The 13,118-nt window shown below is 33.5% G+C and carries 4 protein-coding genes and 1 pseudogene; 4 read left to right on the top strand and 1 reads right to left on the bottom strand.

Features of this window, described 5'->3' with window-relative positions; genetic code table 11:
• The first annotated feature begins 22 nt into the window (after positions 1 to 22).
• From QE404_RS13065 to QE404_RS13055, 3 genes and pseudogenes are all read left to right on the top strand, one after another.
• Entirely contained in the window at positions 23 to 10,336 is a 10,314-nt protein-coding gene (locus tag QE404_RS13065; RefSeq protein WP_307453930.1) for an RHS repeat-associated core domain-containing protein, read from the top strand.
• A 3-nt stretch (positions 10,337 to 10,339) separates the two neighbouring features.
• On the top strand, positions 10,340 to 10,909 hold the full coding sequence (locus QE404_RS13060) for a hypothetical protein (protein ID WP_307451119.1): 570 nt from the start codon (positions 10,340 to 10,342) through the stop codon (positions 10,907 to 10,909).
• Positions 10,910 to 10,998: 89 nt separating this feature from the next.
• Positions 10,999 to 11,178, top strand: a pseudogene (locus QE404_RS13055) (IS3 family transposase); the annotation flags it as partial.
• 288 nt (positions 11,179 to 11,466) lie between these two features.
• Here the strand turns inward: QE404_RS13055 and QE404_RS13050 are convergent.
• On the bottom strand, positions 11,467 to 11,901 hold the full coding sequence (locus QE404_RS13050) for a hypothetical protein (protein ID WP_307451117.1): 435 nt from the start codon (positions 11,899 to 11,901) through the stop codon (positions 11,467 to 11,469).
• 571 nt (positions 11,902 to 12,472) lie between these two features.
• On the opposite strand from QE404_RS13050, the gene QE404_RS13045 reads away from it, so the two are divergent.
• Positions 12,473 to 12,955, top strand: a complete 483-nt coding sequence (locus QE404_RS13045; RefSeq protein WP_307451115.1) for a hypothetical protein — start codon at positions 12,473 to 12,475, stop codon at positions 12,953 to 12,955.
• Positions 12,956 to 13,118: the final 163 nt, after the last annotated feature.

The raw sequence follows: 13,118 nt of genomic DNA, 5'->3' as shown, positions 1-13,118 counted from the left end.
CAGGGAGTTTAAAAAAGACTGGATGAGTAAGCTGACCGATAAAAAAGAGGTCGATGCTCTGAAAAAAGATCAGAAAGAAAAATCTTCTGATAAATCTTTTGCCAATAATACAATTAAGAAAACTAACAGGGATATTTTATCTGAAAATAATCCTTTCCAGGCTGTGAGTTCAGATCCAGAATTGCCCGAAGTCAATGATGCAGTTTCGGCGAATATCGCTTCTTATCCTTCACGGGAAAAAGAAGGAACTATCGGAACTTTCTCAGATCAGGAAGAGGACCGAATCTCGGACAACTTTTTTACAATTGACGTTCCTAATGTCAACAAAGAAAATACAGTCGCTTATCTGGAATATGATCTTTTCGGATTGGCATCGCATCAGTCTGTTCCAAGGTCAATCAATAATAACTTAGCCATAGGAGGAGACGTTGTTGTTCCCAATGCTCAGTGGAGCCATCAGAGAGAGGCTTTGAACTCAAATATTATTAAGAACGGGTTAAATACTGTTTTGTTTACTTCACCTTCTGATGGAGTAAAATATAAGGTTAAGAACTTAAAGATTGTTTTTGGTAAAGACAAGAAATCTTATGAGAATATTCTTGTAAGCTCAATACTTTCCGGAGATAAACTTTATGTAAAAGGCAATAACGTTAGTGGAGCAGGTGCTACGATCAACAATGAATATGTTTCTGCAAAAAACGGTGAGTTTGAAAAGTTAATCCAGTTATCCGAAAGTGATAAGGCAAAAGGCAGTTTTTCAGTTACTGCCAATGGAATTACAACACACCATAAAATTCCTGCTTCGACAAATTCTTTTAAGGCGGTAAACAATGCTTATTTTAATGCCAAGGGAATTTTCGTCTCAAAAGATCAGGAATTGAGTGTAGATTATGAAGGACTGAATATTAAAGTTCAGAAAGAAACTTCCGAATCAGCATACATTGAGGTTTTAAAATTAAGGTCTAAAGATTTTCCTGCGACATCGCAGGGAATAAAAAATGTTACACCGAATAATGAAGCATTTAGATTTTCTGTAGTTTCCGGAACATTAAAAAAAGGAGTTAAAATTACCATTCCGTATGATGAAAAACGTTTAGGTACAATTTCTCCTCAAAATATTAAAGTTTTTTACTTTGATTACAAAAATAAACAATGGAAAGTTGATAATTCTGCAGTCCTTGATGAAAAGTCAAGAACTACCACTATTGAAAGTGATGGTAGCCATGATTATATCAATGGAGTAATTTCTATTCCAGAATCTCCTCAGGTGAGCGCTTTATCCGCTACTAGCATGAATGGATTAAAGGCAGGAAGTCCTACTGCAGGAGTTCAGTTCATAACACCACCTATTGCAAGCCAGACAGGTGATGCAAATACATCTTATCCAATTGTAGTTCCTGCCGGAAGGAACAACATGCAGCCTGATTTATCAATTTCATACAGCAGTGGTAGTAGTAACGGCTGGATGGGAGAAGGATGGGACATAAGTGGTTTATCGTCCATAAATGTGGATGCCCGTTGGGGAAGTCCATTGTTTGATCCTTCCACGGAAACTGAATTATATTCTTTAGATGGGGAAATGTTGGTTTATGATGGTAATTATTTACCTCATAGACACAATAACATTAATGAAAATTCTTCTGTTTTTGATACTAATAAGCAGCTTAGAACGGCTAATTTCACGAATAACAAAAAAGTTTTCTATTTAAGGAAAAATCATGATTTTACAAAAATAGAACGGTACGGTGCTACTCCTTCTGCTTATACATGGGTAGTTACAGGTTCAAACGGAATAAAAAATTATTATGGAGGTCTTAATACAGTTGTAAATTCAACTGCTGTATTAAAGAATTCAGCTGGAAACATAGTAAAATGGGGATTAGTAAAAACAGAAGATACCTATGGAAACTATGTAGAATATATATATGATAATACTGTAATTAGTGGCCTGAGTGGTGATAATGCTAATTTGAATGGTGGACAAATTTTCCATATATCTAAGATTATATACACTAAAAAAAATGGAAGAAGGATTAATCCTTTACAAAAATTTTATTCTGTAGAATTTGAGCGGGAACAAACTATTACAAGACCTGATATTAGTATGAATGCTAAGCTTGGAGTTAATATAGTTGAACCTTACAAGCTTAAAAATATTTACGTAAGATATAATGGCGAACTTATCAGAGCGTATTCATTGACTTATGGGCAAGGAGAATTTTACAAAACATTATTAACTAAAATTCAGGAGTTTGATAAAAATTATCAGCCTGGTGATACGTCTGCTCTGATTAATGAATACAGCCTGGAGTATTATAATGACATTCAGGATGATAAAGATCGATCAAAAACTCTTTTTGATAAAGACATTGATGTCTCAGGAACAGGATCATCAAATGGTGCTTTTCCTCTTTTGCCTAGTTCCCTTATGCCTTCAAAAATCGGAGCGACCAATACATTTGAATGGGGTATTAACGGTAGACTTCCTGGAGTAGGGCTTAACTTCCTGTTTCCCACGATGAATGCTTTTGGCCATATCATGGCTGCATTTAGTTTGGGGCTTTCCAGAGCTGAGGCAAAAAAAGCTCAGGAACTTATAGATTTCAATGGTGATGGTATCAGTGATATTATTTATAGAAAGCCAAACGGAGGATTATTTTTCAGACCGGGAGTATTGTCTTCAAACGGAAGTATTACATGGGGGGCTGAAAAAAGTGTTAAATATCTCAATAGTAATTTTTCATTTACAAAAACCAAAACAGATCATTTAGGATATGATGTAGGAATCAATGTTTTTGGATTTGGTTTCAACTTTTCTCAGATGTGGTCTACCAGTAAAAGTGAAACCTCATCATTTATTGTAGATGCCAATAATGATGGGATCATGGATGTGGTTAAGGATGGAGAAGTGTTATTCAACAAGATCGACAGTAATGGAGATGCCGAAATGAGTAGATATAGTGATAATACCGAAAATATGGTAATTGTTGCAGATACTACTACACCACATGAACCGCCTTTAGATGGCTGGAGTACTATTTCCAGAAACGATATAGTAAAAGTTTGGGTAGCTCCTAAAAGCGGCACAATCAAATTCACGGATCGTATAAGAGTTGAGAGTTTACCCAATGCAAAAGCTGTATATTCTGTCGAGATTAAAAATCCTTTAAATCCGACTAAAAATGGTAGGATATATTTAAAAGAAATTTCCGGAACATTATCTCAGACTATTTCAATTACGAATTATAATACATATTACTCTCAAATACAATCACTCACGCCTGCAAATCAAGATCATTTAGGAATAGATTCATCAAATATATTGTCTGTAGAAGAAGGAGATAAAGTGTATGTAAGGTTGCATAAAGATGATAATTATAGTTACCAGGTCTTATCTAATCCGCAGATAACTTATGTTGGAGGACGGTATTTACAAAATCCTGACTTGTATGAACAAGACGGATTTTATCTCAATAACGGAAGCTATTCACAAAACTTTTTCTTAAATAATCATACGAAACCAATTCAAATTGATCATCCGGGAACAATAAATATATCTGTTCCTCAAGTAGTGTTTCCAAAGACAACAGATGATATAACATTTAAAATTGTAAAGGTTAATTTATCTAATAATGTAGAAACAGTAATCCATGCAACTCCAACGTATGCTCAAAATGATAATGGAATTACGGTTCCCGCTATTCAGCTTAACAATATATCAATTAGCCAGAACGAAGTACCATCCATAATTAAATTTGTGGTAGAAACAGATTCTCATACGAACTTTAAAGATTATAATTGGAATAAAATTGATGTTGATTTCATGCCTTCAGCAGGGGGAGCTTCAGTACACTACAATGGTGTAGCAGATTATCCTTCATCATACATTATTGATCTTAAACCTAAGTTTAGTATTACAGATCTAGCTTTTACGACTACATATCCATCAGGTGTACAAACGTATAAAATTGAATTGAATAAAAACTTACCGTCAACAAATGCACTTACAAACGGAACTTTTTATTATATAATAAAGAAAGCAGGCCATGTTTTAGGAAAAAGAAGAATTATTATTACAGGAAATGGAACAAACATTACTGAGATAGATATGATAAATAATCAGGCTATCTCAGGAAATTCCCCAATGGCTTTTTATACAGGAGATATGAGCAATGCTTCTGGCACTGTTCTCCCTAATAGTGAGATGATTAATATTCAGGTATATTGTAACACCGAAGCTGATTATCAATTGTATAAAAAATATCAAAATATTCTGCAGGGAGGTACTTTCAATATTTATTATGATCAAGGAAATACTTTTTTAGCAACCACTGGCCATACATCAATAAATACCTCAAATCTTGAACATATAGGTCAATTTTATAAGAACTGGAGCCAGTTTTTATATAATCAATATGCAGATGTTGTTCCTGTAAGCACGCCTGACGGTTTTGCCTTAAATCAAAACACTCCTTCGGATAATTATGGTATGCTGATTAATCCTGATAAGCTTACTCCTCTTACTATACCGGTAAGTTTAAGTTATCCGACATGTGATAATTTGCCTACTGCTCAGGAAACTGCAGAATGTATCGCCCAGCAAATTAACAATTCCGGATATTATCAAAATCCGGCAAATTTTAGCCCTACAGCAGTAAGGCCTTTAGAAGTTTATGTGACTAAGTCAGGAAGAAATGACCAGCAGGTCATTACTGAAAAATGGATTGGTGTAGGGCCGGAACAATATGCAATGGCATCTTCCTTTAAGGATGATGAAACAGTAAGTGGTTTCTTTGATCCTTTTGTAGCAAACCCTGATCTTCCAGATAATCTTATTCTTCAGGGAAATGTTGATACTAAGATGTATGGGATTAACAAGAAATATTATAGTAAGTCGCGAACTAACACATTGAGTGGTTCATTGTTTGGTGCAGGACTTCAGAATGCGAATTCAAATCTTGTAGGAAAAGGAAGTATTTGTCTTCAGGATTATATGGATATGAATGGAGATGGTTATCCAGATATTGTATATAGTGATGCTGTACAGGTTACGAATTCAACAGGAGGGTTGAAAAGCCTTCAACTTGCGCCTAATGTATATGCTAATGCCTATCTTACTAATTCAAATAGTGATGTCAATACCGGATCATTACAGTTTTCGCCAAACACATTTACATCAGCAGGTGTAAATCAAAGACATGGGGAAGTATTATCAATGGGAAATAATCCTGCTGTTCGCATTATTGCCGAAGCGGATAATTCTTCACCTTGGTCAGCGAGTGTTTCAGCAAATTACAATTCAAAAGATTCTGGTGAGTCTTATTGGGTAGATATTAATGGTGATGGGTTGTTAGATAGAGTTGTAGGAGGGGGAACTTCCTCTATAAGGTATAATCTGAATTTAGGCTATCAATTAAATTCAAATACTCAGTATTTTAAAAATTTTGAAACATATGCGTCACATCCTGTAGGTGGAGCGGGATTAAGTTATGGATTCGATTTAGGCTCAATTGCAAATGTTGGATTTGTAGGAAGTGTAGGTGCTACATTCTCTTTAGGAACATCAGACGCTACTTTTGAAGATATTAATGGAGATGGATTAGTGGATATTTTAAATGTAGGAAGTGATGCAACGTATGTAAAATATAATCTTGGTAACAAGTTTTCCGATGCTGTAGAAATATTCAAAAAACAGGGTGAAATACAGAATAAGATAGACTATAATAATGAGTCGAAGACTTATAACGGATCAATTTCTGTTGGAGCCAGCTACTTTTATTGTTGGCCTATTGTCTGGTGGCCATTCCCTCCGTTTCCGCTTATTTATATGAAAATTGGAGGAGGAGCAACAGCTAATGTAGGAATTTCAATTGCTGAAGTTGACAAGACTTTTAAAGATATGAACGGTGATGGACTTCCTGATTTAGTAATTTCTAAAAATGATGGATTTGTTGTCAACCATTCTAGGATAGGAAGAACTAATAAATTAAGCGTAGTTACTAATACTTCAACCAGAGGAAGATTTACCATTGATTATGCGTATTCTAAGGCTAATTACGATAATCCATATGCAAAATTGGTCATGACGGAAGTGAGTACCAATAATCCGGATGTGAATGCTCCAGATTATTCTTATTGGGGTAGTGATCCAAATAAAAACTATACGACAAAATTTGAATATGAAGACGGGAAATATGATCGAAGAGAAAGAGAGTTTTTTGGTTTTAGTGTTGTTTATACTAAAGATATGGAGGGCCAAAATATCTATAGAACAGTTAAAGACACCTATTTTAACCGAAGCTATTTTTTAAAGGGACTTCTAGTAAAATCAGAGTTTTTTGCAGGTTCAAGTGTTGGGGGAAATTTAATGTATAAAACTGAAAATGACTACAAGCTTTATAAGTTAATTAATAATAATACGCAGCTTGATCTTACCAATCTATTACCTCTGGATTTTGACACAGGTGGAAAAGAAGGAAGAAAAATGGCGGTTGCCTTATTAGCTGAATCCAGAAAAATAAATTATGCTGGAAATCAAAATATAGAAACTAAGAGCAGGTATACTTATAATGACCGGCAACAATTGATTCAGTCTGATTATATAAGTAATAATTCCAATAATAATTCTACTTCATTAATAAGCTATAATACAGATCCAGCATTAATATCTTTAAATATTTTAAATATACCAAATAATGTCAAGCTAATCGATGGTAGTGGAAATGTATTAAGAGAGAGAAGCTCTTCTACAAATGCATATGGTGACATTGCACAAGTGAGTATAAGATTGAACAGCAGTGAAACAGCGGATACCGATTTTAATTATGATGCATATGGAAATATGGTATCGGTACAATATCCTCCGAATGAAGCCGGCCAGAGATATTCATTGACCTATAGCTATGATGTTGACTTGAATAAATATGTTACAACAGTTAGGGATGATAGCTTTGGTTTAGAATCATATAAAATTTATGATCCATTATTTGATGTTGTAACACAGACAACTGATGTTGCAGGAAACAGTATTAAATATGAATATGATTCAAAAGGTAGGTTGGTTTCTGTCTTATCACCTAAAGAAGCTGCTCAGGGATTACCTTATACTACTAAGTATGATTATTTTATGTCCCCTTACACGGTTCAGAATGGTGGTGGTTATGTGGTAAATCTATATGGGGTAAATGCTCAGAATTATGATCAGTTCAATCAGGGAAATGATATAGAAACTATTAGCTTCGCAGATTTCTTAGGAAGGACAGTACAGGTTAAAAAAGATATTGATATTGATGGAGTAGAGAAAATGTCTGTATCGGGTATGGTAATATATGATGTGCACGGAAGACCTATCAAAAATTACCATCCTACTGTAGAGCCTAAGAACACAGCTGTTAATAAAGTACTGAAATTATCACTGTCTAATTATTTTAATACTAATGAGTATGACACTTTAGACCGAATAATTAAAGCAACTAATGAAGACGGAAATATTGCACAAAGTTCTTATAGCATAAGTGGAGGTCTGTATAAAGTTACATTGTGGCAAATGCAAAATTCATCAAGTCAGTTAAAGTCTGAAATACTTAATGATGCAGAAGGAAGAACTTTGAACTCAAAGCAATATTTAGCAGCCTCAGGCCAGGTTTTATCAAGTAGCTTTAATTATGATGTAGCAGGAAATGTGATAGATGTAACAGATGCTGAAGGTATTGTAACCAGTTACAGATATGATATGGCAGGAAGGAAAATTATGGAACAACATCCTGATAAGGGAGTGTCAAAATACAGATATGACTTTGCTGGTCAGCTTATCGATTATAGATCTGCCAACATAATTAATGATCCAAATGGCAGCTCAGGTATCAGATATTTATATGATTATAACAGATTGATAAATATTATTCTTCCAAAACTTCCTGATGGAAGTGATAATCCAAATAACGTAACATATAAGTATGGAGACCAAGGATCAGGAAACACTACCGGAAGACTTATATTTAAAGAAGACGGTACGGGGGTAACTGAATATGATTATGGGAATATGGGTGAAATTACTTTTGAGAATAGAAAAGTAATTGGTTATAATATTCCGTCATTAGGATTTGCTACTAAATATGAATATGACAGCTGGAATCGTCCGGTAACTTTAACTTATCCGGATGGAGAAACCTTAAAATATTCTTATAATTTAGGCGGTAACCTAAAACAAATCTGGAATAATGATAATTATTATTATGCAGATGTACTGTATGATGAGTATAGTCAAAAGAAATTAATCAAATATGGTAATGGGGCAATAGAATCATTCTCATATCTTCCAACCAATAGAAAATTGAGTAATCATTTGCTTAATGATGCCAGTTCAAATACACTTCTAAATAATAATTATGTATATGACTTTGTAGGAAATATTACCAGTATGAATAATACTGCGGGAGTCTCACCTAATGGTATGGGCAACACATATAATTATACATATCATTATGATCAGCTTAACAGGCTTGTCAATTCTGCAGGTATTTTTGGTCAGCCGGGTAGTGGATCGTCTTCACCGTATGCTGTTTCAAACTCATCATATAATGTAGATTTAAAATACAATGGCTCGGGAGGTATCGTACAGAAAGTTCAAGCCCATGATCAAAATAGTAATATTATCAATGCTAACACTTATGAGAACAATTACGAATATCAATCTGGAACTCATAAGATAAAAGATATATTCGATTCAAATACAGGTAATTATGAGACTTTCACTTATGATAATAACGGTAACATATCAGAACATACTGATAGTAATGGTACAAAAAGGATATTATGGGATGAATTAGATAGAATGAAGGCTATCTCGGATCCTAATTATGGAGTTTTCCAATACTATATGTATGATAACAAGGGTGAAAGAACGATAAAATATATGCTTAGTCAACAAACTCAGCTTTATCAGAATGGTGCAGTTGTAGATACAGGAAATTTGGTTTTAGAAGGGTATAAAATTTATCCAAATCCATATGTGGTAGTCAGTTCGGATGATACCTATACTAAGCATTACTATTTTGGAGGTCAGAGGATTGCAAGCAGGCTTTTAAATGGTCAGGCAAGTTTTAGTAAAAATTCTTCCAGTTTTAATAAAGCTAAAGACGAGCCGGGGACAAATCCACAAATAGATTTTAACAATTATTTGAAAAAAGCTGACATCGATATTGAAAATATTCAAAATGAATTTAATGTAAATAATGCTCAATCCGGATTATATTATCTGCATAGTGATCATTTAAGTAATGCAGCTTATGTTACAGATGAAAATTCAGTTACTACGCAATTTTTTATCAGCTTACCTTATGGTGAAACTATGGCGGAACAGCAATGGATGTCTGCTTATGAAAACCCATATAAATTTAATGCTAAAGAGCTGGATGCAGAAACGGGCTTGTATTATTATGGTGCAAGATATTACAATCCTAAATTAAGTATTTGGTATAGTGTTGATCCAATGACAGGAGCTACACCAATTAAATCTCCCTACGAGTATGCTTTCTCCAATCCTGTACGCTATACTGATCCTACAGGAATGTATCCTGATGGTGGGCCGGGTGATAGAGAAGAAAGAATAAGGGAGCGAAAAATTGAAGAGATTATACTTAGGAAGAAAGCAAAAATGGGGTGGTTACAGAGACTTATCTATTCTTTTACAAGTATATTTGATAAAGCTCCTGATCTATCTACTAAGGATGGTGCCTACGGAGCAAATGGATTATATAAAAATGATAAAAAGTATGGTGCTGCAGGTTTGATATTGGGATATAATAAAGAAGGAAAAGGATTCTCAACAAAAAGCAACCTTAAAATATTTAATATTGAAGGGGAAAATAAATCCACAATTGGAGTAAAAGGAGCTATTATTGATGCAAACATAAAAGCTGCTGTTGCAAGTGCACAATCTGAAAATTACCTAGGTAATAGTGATCATAATATGTATGTTTCAGGAGAAGGTCAATATATATACGCTAATGCTGAGGCAAATAATGGATTTTATTTAGGAGAAGATGATAAAATTGGATTTATTGCAGGAGGTGCAGCAGAAGCTGGAGGTGCAAAAGGAGAAGTTAGCTATGGGATAACAACCTTTGGGTATAAGCTAGGATTTACAGAAGGAGCGTGCTTTCAATGTGGAGGTGTAAGTTACAGGCTGGGAGCAATCTATGACATGAAAAAAGGAGAAGTTACAGTTCAGGGGTTTGGAAGTGTGGGACTAGATGTTGGAGCAAAGCTTGGCGGAAATGTTACCGTTCCTTTAAAATGGCTAAAAATAATAGATAAAATAAAACATAAGGAATAATTAATGAGATTAAGACAAGTTAGATTAAAGATTAACGGAAAAGATATCTTACCCTATATTATTATTGGTATAATAATAATACTGATGATAGTGAGCCAACTAGGTTTCAGAGGGATAATCAATTTTAGATATAACAAAGAATTTTCACAAATTGCTATATTGGTAATGATTATTGGTATTATAAATTATTTTAAGACTATCAATATGCCTAAAGGAGTAGATTTACGTAATCTGATTTCGACAAATGATATCAGGACCCCAACAGTAGCTTTTAGAGGTTTTATTAACCAGGGAACAGATATTTCTTTTGTTAAATTTTATTTTAGTAATGACTGTATTTACATGTACTACAGAAGTTTTTTGAAAGTATATAATGGCCCTTTAATTGTAAAGGAGAAAGAAAAAGCTTCGGAAAATGACTTTTATATCAAAAAATTTAATAAGTTATCTCAGAATGAAATGATTCTGGAAATATCAACAAAAACAGAGTTAACTCAATATGATCTGACTTTAATAAATATAAGCGATAAAGACGTGGTATTATTAGATAAAGAATTTAATAAATTATTATGATCTAAAAGCAAAGGCTGTCTCGTTTGAGGCAGCCTTTTTTTTATCATCTTTGCCCCGGCCTGAAGAAGTTGATACAAAATAGACCTATTATGAAAACCCGAGAAAAAACAAGAGAAAAGCGCACACAATGCGATTACACTATACTTTTTAAATCAGGACTGGTCAATCGAATAGAAAAAGACGAGTTTACTTACCGGCAGACGCAGAAACATTATGGAATCCGAGGCAGAAGTACGGTTTTGTTTTGGCTAAAAAAATATCCCAATCTTTTGATACAACTTATCTCAAAAGAAAGGACAAGTGTTTGCAAATAATATAACTTATGTAAAACAAAATGAATAAATATTCATGATTTAAAATACATGGTTAAAGAAAGTATCTGTATTTACAACAACAAAAGACCACATCTGAGTCTGAAGATGAAAACCCCGGAAGCAGAGCATAAAAAATCCGGAAAATTAACATCTTCTGGATTAATATTGTAATTGATAAATTGTCAACTTATTTTAGGACTAGTCATTTAATGGCTATTAGAGATAAACATACAACTATTTGTATCATTCGGTATTTTCAAGGTTCAATCTATATCCTTTAATTTTTATATTATCATCCTGATCTTTGGTAAGCGTAAAAATCTCTTCAGTTTTTATCTTTCCTCTCTGAACATTATAGGTTAATAGGTATTCAGATTTAGCATCAGTTCCCTTTTCAACATGGGTTTTCCAATCTATCAAAACATGTTTAGAAGATATTTTTCCTTCTTCAATTGCCCATGTAATAATTTGATCTAAATCTTTTTTACTCGTTGCCCTATAAAATTCATTATTAAATAACTTAAATATTTCTTCCTTTTTATTTTGTTTTAGAAATGTATAGAATTTTTCAGTTACTTTTTCTGCATCTTCCTTATCTGATGTAACATTTTCACGGTATGTTTTTACGAAATCACAACTTAAAAAAAAGAATAAAAATAATATCGAATATATTTTCATGACTTATTAGAAAAGATTTATTATAACTGCAAATATATGCATACTTATGCTCATATAGGTATTATGGTATTAATTTTAAATGTAGTGAACGAATTATTTCCACTACCAAAGCTTGTAAAATGTAAATAGTGTAAAGAAATTGGGATTTGGTAAACAATGTTAATCTAAATTACAGACCAGGCAAAAGCTATTTGATATTAAAATAATTGATCATTAGTATGCTGATATCTAAAATATCTAAAATAGCTTAATGATTATATTAGAAATACAATCATTTTGATCATACCCATTTCCCACTAGAAAAAAAACACTGGTTTTTGTGGATTGACCGGCAATCCTTTTAAATATAATTTTGTTAGAGACTATCCCATGAATCACTGACTGCTCAATTTAACCAACAGCAGAAGTATTAAGTTTTGCGGAAGTTTTTCCTTACCAAGAAAAGAGATAAGCAAAGTGAACATGGATTCAGCAGTTTCATCGGAAATTTTTCAGAACACCTGAAAATATTTTTAGTGATGAATGAGGAAATTGATAAGGGGAAATTACAACAACACTAAAATAAATTCACATGAAAAATCACCTAAGTATTAAAAATTTCACAGCCATTTTGTTACTGATCTTTGGATGTATTTCCATCAGTTCATGCAGCAGTGATGATGATCAGGCAACACCGGCAGATGGGAACAAAACCTATAAGTTCACGATCAGCGTCAACTCTGCCATTGACGATGCGGACTATATTTCTTTCGTCATTGTAGGAGCAAGCTATGACACCAATCAGAAAACATTCTGGAAAGTAAATGGAGTAACAAAAAACAATGAAGCCGGGGTTTCTCTTGGCGACAACGATTTTACCGGCGGAACGACAACGTATGTGATAGAATCTGTAACCCCATTTAAAATGGCTACCTCGGGAATTCAGGTGATCAATTACAACTCCGATTTGAAGTTTAGCTTCAAAGCAGAAGTAAACGGCGAGGTGGTAGTCAATGAAACGAATAAAACCCTGTCCGGAAATGGAGCGGATTTTACAAAAGATTATGATTTTTAAAGCGGTAATGTAAGTAGTACAGTCAGATGACGGAATGGAGAACATTATGTTCTCCATTTTGTTTTTTTATGAATTCGTAATCTTTATTTGATGTACAGCAAACTATTCCTTATTCATTCTGTGTAATTTTCTGATCTATCCCAAAAGCATCGATTCATGCAAA

It is taken from the genome of Chryseobacterium camelliae (assembly GCF_030818575.1).
GTDB classification, from domain to species: Bacteria; Bacteroidota; Bacteroidia; order Flavobacteriales; family Weeksellaceae; genus Chryseobacterium; species Chryseobacterium camelliae_A.
Note: the sequence above shows the minus strand (reverse complement) of the source record. Positions and strands in the feature narration are given on the sequence as shown.